Origin of the sequence: Desulfonatronum thiosulfatophilum (assembly GCF_900104215.1) — a bacterium.
GTDB lineage: Bacteria > Desulfobacterota > Desulfovibrionia > Desulfovibrionales > Desulfonatronaceae > Desulfonatronum > Desulfonatronum thiosulfatophilum.
Genome location: NZ_FMXO01000008.1, coordinates 173,629 through 192,482 on the forward strand (window position 1 = coordinate 173,629; position 18,854 = coordinate 192,482).

Sequence of the window (18,854 nt, forward strand, 5' to 3'; positions counted from 1 at the left end):
AGTTTACGGTTATTTAGTCTCGGAGATGTCGTTCACGACCTCGAGCAGGTCCTCCTCGCCGCTTATCTTGTAACTCTTTCCAAAGTAATGCTCTTCGTACCGATCCTCGTACTGCTCTGCCTCAGCTGCCAGGTCGGCGACCGTGGTTTGTCGGGACCGGTGGGCTGACCGGCTTTCGCCGGGCTCGGAGGCCGCGGGCTGCGGGGCGACCGTCTCCCGGAACAAGGGCGGCTCATAGATGATGTCCGGCACGGTTTCCGCGGAAGGCATGAAAATCCTGCTGGGCGGGACGAAGGTGGTTAACCCCTCCAGATATTCCATGTATTGGCGGTGGGTGAACATGCCCTCCTTGCGGCTCATATGCATGGTGTTCTCCAGCTGGGTCATCCTGTTGTCCCGGATCAGGCCCTTGACCGCCTGGGTGCTGCGCAGGATGGATAGTACCGGGACCCTGAACCGGGTCTGCTCCAGGTAGACCAACTGCTGGATCACCATGCAGACCATGGCCGAGGAGAGCTGAAACCGCACGAATTCCTGGACGTCCAGCGGAAATGAATTGCAGATCCGGTAAACAGCGTCCTCTACGTTGGTGGCATGCAAGGTGGCGATGACCAAGTGGCCCGACTCGGCCGCGTTCAGAGCCAGGCGAATGGTCTCGGGCTCGCGCAACTCGCCGATGACGATCACGTCCGGGTCCTCGCGCAGGACGTCGATCAAGCCCTGCTCGAAGGAAGGGATGTGCGTGCCCAGCTCGCGCTGCTCAATGAAGGATTTACTCGATGTGAACCGATATTCAATGGGGTCTTCCAGGGTGACGATATGCTCGTTTCTGTTCTGGTTGATCTCGTTGACCAGGGCGGCGATGGTGGTGCTCTTGCCGCTGCCAGTGGTCCCGCAGATCAAGGCCAGGCCGGCTCGAACCCGGCAGATGTCCTTGAGTGTGGGATGGAGATTCAGGTTCTCTACGCTGGGGATGACCCCCGGCAGAAGCCGTATGGCAAGGCTCAAGCCCCTGGTGGTCTTGAAGATATTGATTCTCAGTCGAACCCTGCTGGCCGAAAGAGCAAAGTCGACGGACCACTTCCGCTTGAGCATTTCCAACTGTTGCTCGGTAAGGATCTCGCGAACGAGACGATCGACATCTTCGTGGCTGAAGACGACCTTCTTATCAAAGATGATCTGCCCGTGGCTGCGGTAGACCACGGGATGCCCACCGGTGATGTGGATGTCGGAGAACCCCTTCTCCACGCTGGCATCCACCAGATTGTTGAACCGCTTCATGCTGTTTCCTCCTTGCCTGAAGATCTTCATGAAGATCCGTCGACGGTCCTGCTTTGCCCCAACCGAAACGGAATATCTTTTTTCGCACCTCTCCAAACCTCTCCTGCAACGATCCTGATGCACCCACTCTAAATAATTTTTGCCCTAATCGCATGCTCCCTGTTACACGTCAATGCTTACTTGATTACTCAGAATATTACGCAATCATCTTGAGTTTGATGCATAGTCAATTATAAATATTGCAAAAATAACTTTTCAGCAGAGTCGGAAAATGATCCAGATCCGACTTTCGCCAGCATGACTATGGAAACGGCTGCACTTGGGATTATTGAACGGACTGCCAGATAGGGACTTTTTCAATAATCAGTTAACGGACTTGCTCGCCGGCCAGCGGTTCATTCGAGAAGAAACGATCCATCAGCGCCATCGCTGCCCACTCCAGCTCTCTGTTCTTGGTCTGCTTGCTGATCTGGAGCAGGAGGTCAATCACTTGTCTAAAGCGTGATTTCAAACGTGCGCGAACCGGACTGATCCATCCGGTTGGATCCGGTGCTAAAAAGTCTCCTTTGTAGAGGGAAACGATCCGCAAGCACAGTTTGATCTGTTCTTCCGTCGGGGCAATATTTAATGTTGCATCCCCCAGTTTATGGTAGGCCTGTTCAAACTGCCAGACGTCCAGTCGACAACGTAACGGATTCAGGGACACGGTGCGGTTTTGGACGAGGACGACATCGGGAAATGCAAGGATTCTTCTCAGGGTATGCAGTGTGAACTTCAGGGATTGCATGGCCTTGTCACCCTCGGATTCCGGCCAGAGAAGATCAGTCAGAGCCTCACTCGGGATGTTTTGCCCACCGAGGACAAGCAGTCCCTTGAGCAGAGTCATTGCTTTCCCTTCCTTCCCTTTGCTCAAGCATAGCTGCTGCCCGTTCCGCGTTACTTCCAATCCGCCGAATGTGATGACCTCAATTCCTTCCCGCTCGGATTCCGGCAGGATGGCAGGCGCCAGCCGTGGGAGCTTGTGGATGTGAATCAATTTCGCGACATACTCTCTTTCCAACCCTGCATTCCACGCCGCGGCACACAGGAGCGCCAACTGACGCGGGCGCCAGAACAGGGCATTCAGCCACCATCCCTTTCTAGCTCGCGCAAGAGCCGTTTTGAGTACGCGCAAACCAACTGATTCCTTACCGCGGAGAAACGCTGCGTATGCAACCGGCATTAAAAAAAGGACATCGCCCTGGTAGTCAGGAATTCTTGTGGAAATACGTCGAGCTTTTTTCAGAAAGGAACGCGCTTCGGGCCAATCACCTGCCTCGATGGCGGCTTCGGCCAGTCCAATCAGGCCCAGAATCGTGGGGAACGGAGTCTTGGGCTTTGGAATTGCCTTGAAGGCGAGATGGGCTTGTGTCCTTGCTCCCTGTCCATCTCCTCTGCACAGCTTTTCACAGCAGAGCAGGCAGTGCTGATTGCTGACATCAAATGCATGAGCTTCGGGAATCATCGGATTCAAGCGTTTTATCAAGGTCTCGAGATCGCGGACATTGCCGGTGTTTACCATGGCATATCCCATGATCTGGAGCAGCAACACGTTGTACATGCGCAGGTTGGTCTGCTCAGCCAGATCCAGTGCCTTTTGGATAACCTCAGTGCAGTAGGTGAAGTTTGGAACTACGAGATGGTTATGCACCGCATCCAGGACCATCCACTGCAAGCGGCCCAGATCACTGATTGCTCCATGCTCTGATAAGATCTGAATTTTTGAGTAAACCCGCCTTGCACCGTAGAGATTGCCCATATAGATGTTTAAAATGTGAAGGTAAAAACCGAGAGTTATCTTTTGCTCAATGTTTACTTCCGCATGAAGAAGGTCTTCGGATCGGTCGATCCATTCAGGAAGCCGGGGGTGGTCCGGTCGGCAGAATGTGCCGCCTAAAATCATGCTTGTCGCTACTTTGGCTTCATCGTCCAGACCTGGAAAGCAGAAGTCTTGCCCGCAGAGGTGCATCAAGCTCAAGAAGTGGGGTTCCATGCGGGAGAAATCGCCAAGTTCGAGAAAAAAGCTCAGAATCATCTCCGCATGGGATAGAACCATCCCCTGCCTATCCTCTTTTTGTTCGAAACCCTGCAGAGCTGTTTTCAAGCTGCTTCGTCCGGCCGGAAGATCCCTCGGCAGTTGGGCCAACGCCTTCCAATAGAGCAACCACGGACATTCGTCTAAAACAGCATCAGGAACTTGAGACACCCATTTTTCAAGTATTTCTCCTCGCCCCTGACTGAGCATAGACGGTGCGAGATGTTCCAGAATCGTTGTGGATTGCTCCCAGAACCCGACACCCAGGTAGAACTCCACGGCCTCTTCGAGATGTCCGGCATCTATCAGGATCTCGCCCGCTTTCCGGCGGATCAGGGACAGACATTCCGTTGAAAAAGTCGAGCTCGCCTGGTCCAGTAAAAACTCCCTGAACAACTGGTGATACCGGTATGTTGGAACCGGACCGCTGTGCTGGGTTATGAAAAAATTTTGCACGGTCATTTTTCGCAACAAGGTGGAGCTGTTGCTGAAATTGGTCAGGGCTTGGGCGGTTCCGGGGGTCATGAAGGGAAGGAAAGCTGTTTTCAGCAGGAACAACTTGTCGGAATCGGGGAGTACCTTAAACAACTCGTTCAGGAAATAATCAAAGACCAATTCGCGCGAAAGGGGCGGCATGGTTTTCAATGCCGAAGAATCATCCGCAATCTCACTTAGAAGGCGTAAACCCGCGGCCCATCCTTGGCAGCAATCCTGGATGAACTGGATTGTTTCTTCGGAAAGCCTTGCTCGCCGCGAAGACAGATCCAAAAGAGCCCGGCCTTCAGTTTCAGAAAATCGGAGATCAGCACCATCGAGAACGGACATGATGCCTGACGCCCGCAATCCGGCATAGCAACCCAGAGGCGCCTCCCTGCTCAAGACCAGGACGCGGATATTATCTGGAACGACCTCCAGGCCGATCCGCAACAGCTTTTGGACGGATTCCGCCTTCAGGTGATGAAAGTCATCCAGGACGACAATGGGCCATGGATTCGTCTTCCAGCGAAGGTGGGAGTAAAGCTGCTCAAAAAAACGGCGCGTGAACGGCTCGAGTCCGGCGCGGTGCTCCGGGTTGAACGAAGGCAATGTACTCCGCAGGCGAGGCCGAACCCGCTTCAGGGCCAAGGCCATGTAATGAAAGATGTTGGAAATATCTTCGTCGCCCATGTCCATTTGGTACCACAGACAGGGCATTCGCCGCGTGGTGATGTAGTCCGCGGCCAGGGTTGTTTTTCCTGAACCCGCTGGCCCGGTTATCCAGGTGATTTTTTCTTTTCCCTGGTCGATCAACTTGATCAGCCTGTTCCTGGCAATAATGCCATCTCGCCTGGGCGGTGTGATTTTGGTCAAACGCAGCTTATGAAACATCTTTCAGTTTTCAGCCTTGAGGGTTATCCATGGTAACGGCTCAGCACATTTTACAACAAGACCCGGAACGCGGCTGAACACTTTATCCACGAAAAAAATGTTCGTCGTAGCTTCCCGCGAATCCTGCCGACAAGCAACATGACGACACGGAATGTCTTATCTACATTATATTGGAGCAGAGTGTTTCCGAGCTATTCTGCTGATCTCAGTGCAAAGCTCCTCCAAAACGTTCTATCCGTTTTCTAACCTAATTTGAGCTATCTCATACTGCAAGGGTAAATATCGCATTGAACAGACTTGGGGATAAGGGATGCACAGGTCATAATCGAGCATGATGTTTCCATGCTGAAGTTTTTCGAATCAGAGGGGAAAGAGCAATCGTGCATTTCGAAATTGTCTCCACGATGACTCACCGTGGAGTCCGGAATCTTGTGCTGAGGGAAGATCAGACTATATTTGAAATGAGGTTGCAATCGAAAAATTCACATAAAAATCCTTGCATGGTTGACGGATTCAAGACCGTTGTATACCAATTGTCCAAAAATGTGATCAGGGCAGACAGTGTTCAACCATGATGCCCGCCATAGGCAACGATGCTATCATTACATTTGATCTTGATTTTCAAGGTTGCCGATGACTGCTCCCAATGAAGGTCCGAGACTTGATTTTTAGGACGAACTTGTCTTTCTCCTCGTCATGGCAGAGCGCTTTGCGCGTTACGTTTTGCCTCACCAACTCATGAGAACTCGTTCAGGAGCTGCAAGACTACATCAACGAGACCGAATCATCCCCTTGCGTCTGACAGATTTGGCATTTTTGCCTTATGCGCCGCTTGACCGTCAATATCGACATACGTGACGAGGCCGCCCCGCTGCTTCCTCGGGCGCTGAAAATCAGGAACTTTATAGAGTTATTTCAACGATGAAATATTCATGTAGTCAGTATTTCCAATCATGATAACTGCCATCGGACACAGCAACAATCCCGTCGCAGCCGGAGCGGTCGAGGAAGTCCTGGCCCAGTGCCGGGACATCTTACGAGACAGGTCTCCGAGTCTGGGCATCCTCTTCACATCGAACATGGACATCAACTTTCAGGCAGTGCTGGACCGGATTCTGAACGCATGGCCCGATCTGCCCCTGGTGGGCTGCACCACGGACGGCGAGATCTCCGACATCCTCCTCTGTGCTGAAGACTCCCTGTGTCTGCTGTTGATTCATACCGAAAAGGTATCCTTCTCCATCGGCCTGGGAGAAAACCTGTCCAGAGATCCCGAAGCGGCGGTCAACGCTGCCTGGACCGAAGCCGCGCGTAAGATCAAAAAAAAGGTCGGGCATAACAACTTTACGCCCAGGCTGGGGCTTGTCCTGGCCGAAGGCCTGAAGACCTTTGGTGTCAGCGTGGATCAGGCTCTGCGCCGGGTGATCGGGGAAAACTTTCCGCTTTTCGGAGGAATGGCCGGAGACGGCTATCAATTTCGCAGAACATTTCAGTTTTTCAACGATCGCGTTGCCACCGACGCCTTGATCCTGGTCCTCATTTCAGGCCCGGTCCGCTTCTCCATGGGACTGTTCAGCGGGCTCCGACCGATTGGCAAGACTTACGCAATAACCAAACATAAAGATAATATTGTCTGGGAAATCGACGGGATGCCGGCCGCAATCTTTATGGAACAATTTCTGGGCCAAAGGAACTACCAGGAATTACCTCAGTTTCCACTTGCAGTGCTCACTGAAGATGGCGATTTTTTCCTGCGTGCCCCCGTCTTTATTAATAAAGACGACAGCATCACTTTTGTCGGCACGTTTCCTGAGAATCCACGCATTCGTCTGACCGAGTTCGACCGAGAAGCTTTCATTCAAGCCGCGCATCAGACCACCCGGGAGTGCCTGGAACACTTCCCCGGCTCTAGTCCAAACCTGGCCCTGCTCATGCCATGCACTTCGCGCCGTCACATTCTGGGTTCCAGAGCCATGGAAGAGCACGCCGTGTTGCTGCAGCACAGGGATCGTCATCCAAAAATGCGCATGTTCGGCATGTATGCGTACGGGGAACTCGGCCCCTTGCAGGGAACGAACACGACCTTTTTTCATAACGACACCTTTGCATTGCTGCTTCTGAAAGAAGACACATGAATACCTTCCCCCGCGCCGCCACTTTTTGGTCCGACAGCTTCGGGCCCTGTTTCGCCTCCTGGGACGCCGAAACCAAGATCCTTTTCCTGCAACAGCGCGTGTTTCAACTCAAGCGCCAGTTGTGCAAACAGGAGCGGCTGACTGACAACCAGCGGAACATGTTCAAGGCCATTCACAAGGAGTGTGAGAAGAACCAGGACCAGCTCAAGGAAAAGAACGACGCCCTTGAACGGTTTAATGAAAAGTTGTTGGGGGTCAAGGCTGACCTGGAGAAAGAGGTTCACAAGCGAACCCGGGCTCTTGAGAAAAAGGACGCCAGCTTTGAAGACTACCTGCGCCAGTTGGAACAGTCCAACATCGCCCTTGACGTCCTACTCGGAAGGTATGAACGGGACCGGAAGAACCTGACCAATGAATTGACGGAGATCCGCAACCTTGTCCTGGACGATCTCAAGGAATTACGGCTTCAATCCGTAAACCCGCAACAACAGGCAATGATCGATCGGATCATCTCCAAGCTCGAGTTCGTCGGGGCGGAAGTCACCCAAGGTGCAACCGAATTGCCGACACACCTTTCCGAACGTGAATCCACCGTGGCCCGTCTGATTGCCCAGGGTCACAACGCCGGGACCGTCGCCGGCATTCTGCACATTTCCTTACGCTGCGTGCACTCCCACTGCTACAACATCCGAAAAAAACTGGGACTTTCACGAAAGATCAGGCTGAAGGACTATCTCAGGCAGGTGATGCAGTAAGACCGACGTCCGTTGCGTGGGAGCAGGCCGGCATGCATGCATGCGACTGGAGCCTTCGCGGGTACGACAACATGCGTTATGGCTCGCTGGTTCCCATGCCGGGCATAAGGGGAAGCATCCAGATGATGTACCGCAACAAATTTTATCCGTTTTTTCAGGCCCTACCGAGCAGGCGCCAGCACAAAACATAAAAGCACATGATTATATATATTTATGTTTAAACACTTACTTTTTTGCGTATATTTTTAAGTATTTTTTCAGCGTTGACATTACGCATTATTTACTATCTTTAAACGCAGTAAAATAAAAAAGGTGTTTAGTTGCTCAGCTTCCGCATGAGATACACGGCTGCCCGCTTTTGGTGTTGCCACAAATTCGGAGACGGTATACTTAAAAAAGACCACTTCCGCGAAGACAGTAATCCAGTGTCAGGTGACGCCACACAAGTGAAATGTACTGAGTCGTCGCAGATGCATGAGAATGCTTGAATCAATCTATAAGTGATATGCAAAAGGTCACCTTTCACATCCGGCATAATGAAAGCGGCTCGCATCTGGACCGGGTCAACGACCTCCTGGAGGCCAACGGCGAGGCCCGGGCCATCTTCTACGCCAGCTCCCAGAGCGGCACGGATATCGTTAAGGCCTCCTTTGCCTGCGGCGCCCGCGCAACTCCCAAGGCTTCCAGGACCGCACGTTGACGGCGTTTTGCCCTCAGGATCAACAACAACGGACGCACCTTCATGCCATCTGACAAAGACATCGAATCCACGGAAAAGCTGCTCCGGGTCATCCGCAAGGACGACACCGTGGCCAAGAGACCGGCGCAATTTGACGTTGCGGGTCTGCCCGACCCGGAGAAGACATCAACGGCCGTTCCGGCCACGTTGACTTTTTCCGGCGGGAACAAGCCCTGCCTGGCGGTGCAGATCGGAAACCAAGCCCTCCACTGCGCCCTGGTCACCTATCATCGGGGCCGGCCCTCTTTCCAGGGCTTGCGCTCCTTCCCTTATCCGCAGGGTCTCACACCGGATAGCGCCGCCTTTGCGGCGTTTTTAGGTACATGCCTTCAGAAGGCTTCAGCCGGTTCCAAGCCCGAAATCTGGACGTTCATCAGCCCGGATCAGGCTGAATACTCCTCCCTCAAGCTGCCCAATGTTGCGGCCAAGGATCTGCACCAGTCGGTATTCTGGGCCGTGAAAAAGGACGTCAAGTTCAATGAGAGGACTCAGATCTTCGACTATCGGGTCCTCGACCGGGTCATGGACAAGGGAGTGGAAAAACGCCTCGTGACCTATTTTCTGGCCCAGGCGAGCGAAGTTGACCGGCTGAAGGCCGTGTTCAGACAAGCCGGATACGCCTTGAGCGGAATTTCAATCGAACCGTTGGCCGTGCAGAACTATTTCTCCACCCAGTGGGTCGTGGAGCCGAGCAACGCCCTTGCCCACCTCCAACTGGGCGAAGAGAGTTCGCGCATCGACATCCTGGACAACGGCCGGCTGCTGTTCAGCAGGAACATCAAGTCCGGGGCCAACAGCTTCATAGAGGCCATTGAGGACAGCTTCGCGGTCCGGGAGCAGGGAATCGGCATGGCGCCGGACTCTTTGCTCAAAACGGCCCCCGACACGTCAAATGCCACGTCGGAGCTTCCGGAGACCAATGTCCTCCCGGACAGGGACCACGTCGACGCGCGGGCGCTGTTCCGGAACGCCATCAAGTTTCATCAGGCCAGGACCATGCCAGCCGGAACCCATAATAATACGGAAAAGCTCCTGGAAATGATCCTTCCGGCCCTGGAGCGGTTGATCCGCCAGTTGGAACGGACCCTGGAACATTCCGTGAACCAGATGGGCTTCCAGCCCGCGGACAAGATCCTGGTTTCCGGGCTTCCCGCGCTTTTTCCGGGCCTGATGGAATACATCGCCAGCCAGTTCACCATCCCGGTGGAACTGTTCGATCCCCTGGATCCGGACCTGCTCCCGGCCCAGGGCTTTCTCCCCGCGAACACCTTGACCCGCATGGAGCTGCTGCCCGCTGCCGGCTTGGCTCTGTCCGGCAAAGAGCGAACCATGAACGCCCTGCACACCTATGTGCACCGTTCGAGGGAGAAGAAAGAGCGTCTGATCACCAAGGTGGCCGGTTTTCTCGGCATTCTGGTGCTGGGCTCGGTTTTGGCCGCCTACTGGCACACCTCTTCCACCCTGAACCACCTGAACGCCATGATTCAGGCCGAGGAAGCCACGCTGGCCGGACTGGAGGCATTTCCCAATACACGAGAAATCACTGCCATGCTCGCGGAAACGCGGGACAAGGACGCAAGGGTCAAACGCTACCTCTCGCGCTACATGCCCCTGGCTGCTGTCGGGGCCCTGTCCTCCATCACCCCGATCTGGGCGGAGCTGGAAAGCGCCTCCTTCAGTTTCAAACCCGGCCAGGACGATGAAAGGGGCACGGGCAGTGTCAAGGGGCTGGTTTCCGGCCAGGTAGAAACCCTGGACGCTTTTCTGGGATCGTACATCCTGATGCTGGCTGATTCGGACATTTTTGCCCAGCCCAGGCTGGTCAAGAAGGAACCCGTTCAGAAGAGGCCCGGAGAGACCAAGCTGGAATTCCACGTAGACCTCAAGCTCAGGTAGGAGATGCATATGTCCGACTCAAACGTGCAACTGCCCGCCAAGGCCCTGCTCCTGCTTTTTGGAGGATTGGCCCTGGCCGCCCTTCTGGGCTTTTTCCTGGTTTATCCGGTCTGGTCGGACATCGAGCGGGCGGAGCAACGGCTCCGGAGCCTGCAGACCCAGGTCGAGGTCAAGCGCATTCTGGGACCCAGTTTCTCCAGTCTCCAGGCCGCTCTGGGCAGGCTACCCACCGAAGGCCCCTTTCCGTTGCCTGATAGGGAGCCTCTGGGCGTGGACATGGACCAACTCTCCCAGCAACTGATCAACATGAGCGCCGAGCATGGCCTGGCTACGCGCAGCGTCTCCCCGTCCATGCAGGACCTGGGAGGTCGGCCGCGGTTGATCGTGGTCAACTTGCAACTGCGCGGTCCGCTGGATGCGTTCCGCGGCTTTCTGCTCGAACTGCTGCAGCAGCCCCATCTGGACGAGGTCCACTCCATGCTCGTGCGGGAAGTCGGCATGAACCGTGAGTACAAACTGGAATTTTCCCTGCATTACCGATGAAAATGGGATGACCGGCATGAATACGCGTGAAAAAGTCATTGTCGCCCTGGCCGTCCTGGCCCTGCTGATCGGTGGCGGATACCATTTCCTCGGGAATCGGACCGCCCACTCAACGCCGGGCCTGGAACAGGAAGCACCGGAAATTACTGAGGCCCTGGCCGTAAAAAGCCAGATCGACGCGGAAATCCAGAAACTGGGCCTTTCCCCTTACGAAACGGGACTGCTCAGCCAGATCGCGACTCCCTGGATCAGCGACCCCTTTCTGGTACCCGCGGTTGGCACCGCAGCGGAGCAGAAGGCGGACGCATACCAGGATCAGGATCTGTTCACATACACCGGATACATTGAAGTCGGCCCGATCCGGGTGGCGATCATCAACGGCAAAGAACGTTTTGTCGGCGACGAACTGGAACATCCCGGCTATCGCGTCCTGCAGATCACCCCGTTCCAGGTGGTCATCGGCCGCCCGGACGGAGAATCCAGACTGGAGCTCTCCTACCAGGGGATGGAGTTCTTTCAATAAACTTTCGGCAGGTCATGTTGATCATGTATCCCGTCAAGTCCTAAAACCCGGCAGGTGTTGCCATGCGAAGATTTTTCACGAGTAGTCCGCTGTTTGCCCTTGTATGCCTGGTCCTCCTCGGTTGCTCCGCCAAACCGGAAGTGGCGGAGATGGAGACCTTTTTCGACGATTGGCGTTTGATGGCCGAAGTAACCAGGGGACATTCCCCCCTCCAGGAACTGGAGGCTTATGACGTGGCTGAATTCGTGGCCGAACTCGAGCCCGAGTTGGAAGTACTTCCCGAGCCGCCCCTGCCCACGACTCTGGTCAACCTGCAGTTGCACGACGTGCCCCTGGGCGCCCTGCTCCAGGCTCTTTCCCGCGCTGCTGGGCAGAACATCGTCTTCGGCTCCACAATCAATGCAAAAAACGTGAGCATCCTCCTGGACAATGTGCCCTGGGACCAGGCCTTTCGCAGCGTGATCGCCGTGCATGGTCTGACCTACGTCTGGGATGGCGACATCCTTCGCGTCCTGACCCTGGAGGACATGCAAAACGACCTGCGCGTGGCCGAAGTACGGCGCGGCAAGTTCGAGCAGGCCCGCGAAACCGAACGCCTGGCGCCGTTGATCGCCCGGGTCGTGCGCATCAACTACGGAGAACCCGCCAAACTCAAAGACAGCCTTCTTGAACTGATCACCAAGGGGCCGGACGAAAAGCCTCAGGGTTCGATAAATGTCGATGACCATTCAAATTCCCTGGTGATCAAGGCATCCCGTGATGACCAGGACCGCATCCTGAACATGATCCGCCACCTGGACAAGCCTCGCTCTCAGATTCAGATCAAGGCCACCATCGTGGAAGCTACCAAGGAAACTGCCAGAGATCTGGGCGTCCAGTGGGGGGGGCGTCGCGTCAATCACAGCCATCCCTGGATGTTGTCGCCCAGCGTCGGCCTGCAACAGCCCAGCGTGCCCCTGGCTGGAGCAGGGAATTATCCGCTGGGCGACCCCGCAACACCTTCCTTCAACACGGGCCAGGGCCCCATGGGCATGGCCAGCAACTTCCCGGCCAACCTGGCCGCTGCTTCGGCTGGCTTTGGCCTGAACTTCATCATCGGCAGCACCAACTACCTGGAGGTCCAGTTGTCGGCCCTGCAGCAGGACGGCAAGCTGAACATCCTCTCCAGCCCGTCCATCACGACCATGGACAACCAGATGGCCTATACGGAGAACGGCGAGCGGGTGCCCTACGTGACTTATGACAGGGACGGCGACAAGACTGTCAGGTTCGAGGACGCCGTGCTCCGCCTGGAAATCACCCCGCACACCGTGGGATCCAATCTGTTGCGGATGAAGATCAACGTGAAAAAGGACGAGGTGGACTTTACCCGGCAGGTGGACGGCAACCCCTTGATCATCAAGAAACAGACCGAAACCAACCTGATCGTGGAGAACGGTGAGACCATCGTCATTTCCGGCTTGACCAAGCAACGCGACACTTTCGATGAAACCGGGGTCCCCGGCCTGAAGAACGTCACCGGCCTGGGCTGGTTGTTCAAGAGAGAAAACAAGGGCCAGCTTATGGAAGACGTGCTGATCTTCATCACCCCGACCATCCTCCCGACCCGGGCCATGCAACAGACCTCGCCATTTTCTATTGACCCGGAAAGTTAGGGCGGCAATTTGCAACTATGAGCGTCTCCGCACTGTTGCCGCGGCGAAAGCCGGGGTTCAGAACCTCATTCAAATTTCACCCATGTGCTGCACGTGTTTCATGATAAGGGCCTGAACATGCCAAAAAAAGTCAGACTGGGCGACATGCTGATCAAGGAAGGCCTGATCACTGAGGCCAAGCTCCAGTCCGCCCTGCGAGAACACAAAAGGGTCGGCATCAAACTTGGCGAATACCTGATCCGGGAAAGCATCGTGCGCGAGGACCAGGTCATCGACCTGATCAGCAGGCAGATGCGCATTTCCCTCTTCGACTCGACGCAATTCCCCATCTCTCCGAGCCTGGGCGAGCTTTTGCCCGTGGAACTGGCCCAGAAGTACAAGGTCGTGGCCTTGGGCCGCAAGGGGTCCATTCTCCAGGTGGCCATGACCGACCCCATGGACATCAATGCTCTGGACGCCATAGAGCTCGCTGTCAACGCCGAAGTGGAACCCCTGATCTGCACCGAGCAGCAGTACGATCAGCTCGTGGGCAATATCTACGGCCTGCGCTCTGGGCTCGACGGAATGATGGAGGACATCTCCTCCCTGGAAACCAGGACCGAGGACGAGGAAAAGGACGCGCCCAAGGGGCCGACCATGGACGTGGAGGTTTCCTCCCTGCAGACAATGGCCGAGGAAGTCCCGGTCATCCGGCTGGTCAATTCAATCCTGGCCCAGGCAGTACGTGAAAAGGTCAGCGACGTGCATATCAGTCCGGAAAAAAATGCCGTTCAGATCCGGTTTCGCATCGACGGCAAGCTTCAGGAGATTCCTTCGCCACCCAAGTCCATGCATCTGCCCTTGGTCTCCAGGCTGAAGATCCTGTCCAACATGGACATCGCCAACTCCCGCATTCCCCAGGACGGCCGATTTACCATCAACATGCAGGACCGGGAGGTCAATGTCCGCGTCTCCTCCCTGCCGACCATTCACGGTGAGAACATGGTCCTGCGTCTGCTGGACATGAGCGCCGGCGTGTACACTTTGGATCGCCTGGGCATGGGCCCGGAGAACATGGCCAAGGTCCAGAAGGCCGTGGCCAAGCCCTACGGCATGATCCTGGCCACCGGCCCCACGGGAAGCGGCAAATCCACCTCCCTCTACGCCATCCTGAAATCCATCAACACTCCGGACATCAACATCATCACCCTGGAAGACCCGGTGGAATACCGGGTGGAACGGATCAGGCAGGTGCAACTCAACCGTCGGGCCGGCATGACCTTTGCCAGCGGCCTGCGCTCCATCTTGCGCCAGGACCCGGACGTGGTCATGGTCGGCGAAATCCGGGACGCGGAAACAGCCGCCATCGCCATCCAGGCGGCCATGACCGGTCACCGCCTGCTGTCCACCGTGCACACCAATGACTCGGCCAGCGCCATCACGCGGCTGATCGACATGGGCATGGAACCCTTTCTGGTCTCCTCCGTGCTTCTGGTGTCCATAGCACAGCGCCTGGTGCGCAGGGTCTGCGAGCAGTGCGTTGAAGAGTACCAGCCAGACGAAAAGTTGCTGGACTTCTGGGGGTTGCGGGATAAGCCCATGACCTTTCGACGCGGCGCGGGCTGCTACCTGTGTAAAGGCACCGGATACCGCGGACGGGTCGGCCTGTACGAGGTGCTCTTCAATGACGAGGAGATCCAGGACCTGACCATGCGGCGGGCCTCGTCCCAGGAGATTGCCAGGGCCGCGGTCAAGGCAGGCAAGATGCGCACATTGCGCGAGGATGCCATGGATAAGGTGTCCCAGGGCATAACCACCCTGGAAGAAGTGACGACCACGGTTATTGTCTAGCCGCGGTGCGGCCGTTAAATGATGAGCGATGGATATCTATTCAGCTGCATTCCGGCTTGTCTCGATTACAGCGATGGATGACAGGCAATTTGTGACGAGTAATGGGTGACGAATGAAGAAGTTTAAATACAAGGCCATCAATGAGATGGGCACGACCATCTCCGGCACTGTGGAGGCGGACTCCCTGGAAGGGGCTGAGGACATGCTCAGCGCCAGGGGTTATATGCCGACCAAGGTTCAGGCCGGCGACGGCTCGGTTCAGGAGTATCTGGACAAGCTGGAAACCAGCCTGACCCGGATCAAACCCGTGGACCTGATCTTTTTCACCAAGCAGTTCCGCACCCTGTTCAAGGCCGGCATTTCCATCACCGAGGCCTTTCGCATCCTGGAATTTCAGTCCACCAACAAAAAGCTCAAGCAGACCGTGGCCCGGATGGGCGAGGACATCAAGTCGGGCTTGGGTTTGGCCGACACGTTCGGCAAGCATCCCAACGTATTTCCTGCCGTGTACATCAGCATGATCCGGGCCGGGGAAACCAGCGGAAATCTGCCCGAGGTTCTGGACCGACTGGTCTACCTTCTGGACCACGAGCACAAGGTCAAGGGAAATGTCCGCTCGGCCATGACCTATCCGGTCATCGTCGTGGTGGCGCTCTTCGGCGCCTTCCTGTTCCTGCTGACCTACGTTGTTCCCACATTTGCCCGAATGTTCGCCAGCGCCAAGATCGATCTGCCTTGGCCCACCCAGGTGGCCATGCTCATGCATACCGTGGTTCTGGGATACTGGATGATCAGCCTGCCGATTTTCGTGGGCATGGTCTTCTCCGTGTACTGGTACCAGAAGACCCCCACCGGCAGGCTGTTGCGGGACAAGTTCTTTCTCGCGTTGCCCATTCTCGGCCCGGTATTCACCAAGGCGGCCATGTCCCGTTTTTCCAGTATTTTCGCCATCCTGCAGATCAGCGGGGTTTCGGTCCTGGATTCGTTGAAAATCCTTTCGGATTCCATCGGCAACTCAGCCATTTCCCGGGAATTCGACAAGATCGGCGACCAACTCCGGGAGGGCAAGGGCATTTCCACGCCCCTCAAGTCCGCCAAGTATTTCACCCCCATGGTCATCAGCATGGTTGCCGTGGGCGAGGAGTCCGGGAATCTGGACACCATGCTCCACGACATCTCCGTGCACTACGACGATGAAGTGAACTACGAGGTGGGCCGGATGACCGAACTTCTGGGACCTGTCCTGCTTGTGGCTCTGGCCGGGGTGGTGGGTTTTTTCGCTCTGGCCATATTCATGCCCATGTGGGACATGGTCAAAACCATTCGCTAGGCGGTGCGTATGCGCCGCACCGTGTTCCATGTCAGTCTGACCCTGCTCGTGCCCCTGATCGTGGCCGGAACAGCTGTGCTGGCCCTTTTTCTGAGCGAATATTTGCCATTTTTCCGGTACGATGTCTCAGGAGACCTGACCAGGCTCGCGACTTTGGTGGGCGGGACCACCTTCATTGTCGCCTTTCTTTTACTGTACCTGATCCTGCGGCCGATCCGTGATTTCCTGGACGCAGCCCGGGCATCCGGGGTCCTGCCGGCCAAGGATTCCGCTTTCCCCGGAGGCCTGCCGCGGAGCGATCTGGAGGAGTTTCGTCAGGCTTTTGAACAGGTGGGCCAGGCTCTGTCGCGTCTCGACGCCAAAGCCTTGTTCCCGGAAATCGTGGGGCAGAGCCCTGTTCTCCGCGCAGTGCTCGGGCAGGTACTGAAAGTGGCGCCGACCAATGCCTCGGTCCTGCTCACCGGCGAGTCGGGAACCGGCAAGGAAATCATTGCCCGGGCGATTCATGAACAAAGCCTTCGCCGGGACGGCCCCCTGGTCGTGGTCAACTGCGCGGCAATTCCGGAAACCCTGTTGGAGAGCGAACTCTTCGGTTATGAAAAAGGCGCCTTCACCGGCGCAGTGACGGCCAAGCCGGGACGCTTCGAACTGGCCCATGCCGGGACCCTTTTCCTGGATGAAATCGGCGACATGCCCCTGGCCGTGCAGGCCAAAATCCTGCGCATGCTGGAAACCGGGACCGTCGAACGGGTCGGTGGAATCAAGTCCGTACGCTGCGACGTGCGGGTGGTTGCGGCCACCAACCGGGACATCCAGGAGCTGATGCGCCAGGGCCTGTTTCGGGAGGACCTGTTCCACCGGTTGAACGTCTTCCCCCTGCACCTGCCTCCCCTGCGCGAGAGACGCGACGACATCCCGGCTCTGGCCGAGCACTTCGCGGCCTCCCACAACGGGAACGCCGACATTTCCGCTGCCGCTCTGGGCCTGCTCATGACCCATGACTGGCCTGGCAACGTGCGGGAATTGCGCAACAGCCTGGAGCGGGCAACCGTGCTGGCCGGCGAGGAGGAAATCCGTCCCGAGCACCTGGCCGGCTTGTTTGGGAATGGGCTTTTCGCGTTTCCCGCCGGGAATACGGATGGAAAAGGCAAGACGGACAACGGCGCCGGTCTGGACCAACGCCTGGCCAGCGTGGAACGCACCATGATCGAAGAGGCCCTGGCTCGTTGCGACGGAATCCAGGCCAAGGCCGCCCGCCTGCTGGGCATCAAGGAACGCAGCCTCTGGCATCGGATCAAGAAGTTGGACATTGCCGTGAAGCAGTTCAAGTAAAACCCAGAATTGCATGCTCCGGGCAAGTGAATCCAATCCGCCATGGAACTTACGGATATGAACGACCTTTACATTTCCCCGACGATCCCGATTTCTTTGGGACCTATCATGACCGTTGTATTGGTACTTATACAAACTGCAGAGCAGGAGTAACGAGAAGAATGGCAAGTTTTGAACGGACCATGGGCAGGCACATATCACACATCGCTCTTAACCCATCGTCCCTAACCACCACAGCCTCCAGCCTCCGCCCACTCTCCAAACTTTGGCGATTTTCCGCTGCAAAGCTCTCCAAATTTTGTAGATACATCCATCTGAACCCCCTCCTTTTCTGCCTCCCGTTCAACTTCCGCAATTATTCTAAATTGTATCTTCAACACTCTCAACCATATCCGAGTCTCACGTTGCATGGTAGCCCAAGTTGTTCTGACTTTGGCACACTCCATGCTGTTGTTGCGGCACAGGTCGCTCAACAACATTCCGCAAAGCCACCTGCAGAGAGAAAGTCAGCGATTAATCACCGTACAAGCAAATCAAAGCCAATATTCAAGATCAAGGAGGTATGCCGCAAACATAAAAATACCATCCAGGCTCAACACGGATAGCGACACTCGGCCAAGGGTTATTTCCACACTAAATTCGCCATTGTATTTATCAATTTTTCACATTACTCATCATTACCTATTACCCATTACTCATTACCCATTACTCATTACCCATTACTCATTACCCATTACTCATTACCCATTACTCATTACCCATTACTCATTACCATCAACCCAGTAATTCCTAAAGGAGGAACACATGGAAAAGAAAGATCTGAAAAAGTCCCAAGGCGGTTTCATTTTTATTGATATTATAGCTGTACTAGTAATTTTGGGTATTTTGGCTGCAGTGGCTGTGCCGAGGTTTGCGAACTTACAGGCCCAAAGCCGATTGTCTGCAGCAGAGGGCGTTGCTGCGGCATACTTATCGGGGATATCATTAGCTTATGCGAATGCTTTGGCTTCAGGCAATACTGGTGCAAATACACCCATTACCACTACCTGCGAAGTTGACGGTAATGTAGTCTGCCCTAAAAATAGATCAACTATTTAAAATTGTTAGACATTTTTTCTATTTCGTAGTACATTTTCAACCAGTTACTGCAGTATTTCTGTAATAAGCCGGTCGAAAAATCACTGATTTTGGAGTGACTATGAAGGCGAAAAAGAAAAATTGTAATCAAGGCAACTTCCTCTATCCGGATTTGTTGAAACAACTCAATCCCCATCATTCTCTGCTTCAACTGGCTAAACAGATCCCTTGGCAGCACTTCGATGATGAGTTTACGGTTTACTACAGCGAGAAAGGGCGCCAGCAAAACCAATCCGGCTCATGGTCGGGTTGATGA

Annotated in this window: 14 protein-coding genes; 12 read left to right on the plus strand and 2 right to left on the minus strand. The window is 55.3% G+C overall.

What is annotated here, in order from left to right:
- Positions 1-9: 9 nt before the first annotated feature.
- Together BLP93_RS08340 and BLP93_RS08345 are read right to left on the minus strand one after the other, a co-directional pair.
- Complete coding sequence (locus BLP93_RS08340; protein WP_161946249.1) at positions 10-1,281, minus strand: type IV pilus twitching motility protein PilT; 1,272 nt, start codon at positions 1,279-1,281, stop codon at positions 10-12.
- A gap of 367 nt (positions 1,282-1,648) precedes the next feature.
- Positions 1,649-4,705 carry an AfsR/SARP family transcriptional regulator gene (locus BLP93_RS08345; protein WP_161946250.1) on the minus strand — a complete coding sequence of 1,019 codons (3,057 nt, stop codon included), beginning with the start codon at positions 4,703-4,705 and terminating at the stop codon, positions 1,649-1,651.
- Between the two features lie 971 nt (positions 4,706-5,676).
- Between BLP93_RS08345 and BLP93_RS08350 the strand changes: the two genes are divergently transcribed.
- The 12 genes from BLP93_RS08350 (at position 5,677) to BLP93_RS16640 (ending at position 18,851) form a co-directional block, all read left to right on the plus strand.
- Entirely contained in the window at positions 5,677-6,858 is a 1,182-nt protein-coding gene (locus BLP93_RS08350) for an FIST signal transduction protein (protein WP_092119892.1), read from the plus strand.
- A complete protein-coding gene (locus BLP93_RS08355; protein ID WP_092119895.1) occupies positions 6,855-7,613 on the plus strand; it encodes a helix-turn-helix transcriptional regulator in 759 nt (252 codons plus the stop codon). The genes BLP93_RS08350 and BLP93_RS08355 overlap by 4 nt, the downstream gene beginning before the upstream one ends.
- A gap of 484 nt (positions 7,614-8,097) precedes the next feature.
- Positions 8,098-8,313 (plus strand): hypothetical protein, encoded by a 216-nt coding sequence (locus BLP93_RS08360; protein WP_139162957.1) that lies wholly within the window; start codon positions 8,098-8,100, stop codon positions 8,311-8,313.
- Positions 8,314-8,355: 42 nt separating this feature from the next.
- Complete coding sequence (locus tag BLP93_RS08365; protein ID WP_092119901.1) at positions 8,356-10,248, plus strand: type IV pilus biogenesis protein PilM; 1,893 nt, start codon at positions 8,356-8,358, stop codon at positions 10,246-10,248.
- A 9-nt stretch (positions 10,249-10,257) separates the two neighbouring features.
- Positions 10,258-10,791: a hypothetical protein gene (locus BLP93_RS08370; protein ID WP_092119903.1), complete on the plus strand. Its 534-nt coding sequence runs from the start codon at positions 10,258-10,260 to the stop codon at positions 10,789-10,791.
- 16 nt (positions 10,792-10,807) lie between these two features.
- Positions 10,808-11,314, plus strand: a complete 507-nt coding sequence (locus BLP93_RS08375; RefSeq protein ID WP_139162958.1) for a hypothetical protein — start codon at positions 10,808-10,810, stop codon at positions 11,312-11,314.
- Between the two features lie 62 nt (positions 11,315-11,376).
- Positions 11,377-12,969: a type IV pilus secretin PilQ gene (gene pilQ, locus BLP93_RS08380; protein WP_092119909.1), complete on the plus strand. Its 1,593-nt coding sequence runs from the start codon at positions 11,377-11,379 to the stop codon at positions 12,967-12,969.
- Positions 12,970-13,086: 117 nt separating this feature from the next.
- Complete coding sequence (locus tag BLP93_RS08385; RefSeq protein ID WP_092119965.1) at positions 13,087-14,799, plus strand: GspE/PulE family protein; 1,713 nt, start codon at positions 13,087-13,089, stop codon at positions 14,797-14,799.
- A gap of 112 nt (positions 14,800-14,911) precedes the next feature.
- Entirely contained in the window at positions 14,912-16,129 is a 1,218-nt protein-coding gene (locus tag BLP93_RS08390; RefSeq protein WP_092119912.1) for a type II secretion system F family protein, read from the plus strand.
- A gap of 9 nt (positions 16,130-16,138) precedes the next feature.
- The gene (locus tag BLP93_RS08395; RefSeq protein WP_092119915.1) at positions 16,139-17,461 is read left to right on the plus strand and encodes a sigma-54 interaction domain-containing protein; all 1,323 of its coding nucleotides are present in this window, start codon (positions 16,139-16,141) and stop codon (positions 17,459-17,461) included.
- A gap of 804 nt (positions 17,462-18,265) precedes the next feature.
- Positions 18,266-18,559 (plus strand): pilus assembly FimT family protein, encoded by a 294-nt coding sequence (locus BLP93_RS08405; protein WP_092119920.1) that lies wholly within the window; start codon positions 18,266-18,268, stop codon positions 18,557-18,559.
- 100 nt (positions 18,560-18,659) lie between these two features.
- Complete coding sequence (locus BLP93_RS16640; protein WP_139162959.1) at positions 18,660-18,851, plus strand: hypothetical protein; 192 nt, start codon at positions 18,660-18,662, stop codon at positions 18,849-18,851.
- The last annotated feature ends 3 nt before the right edge of the window (positions 18,852-18,854 follow it).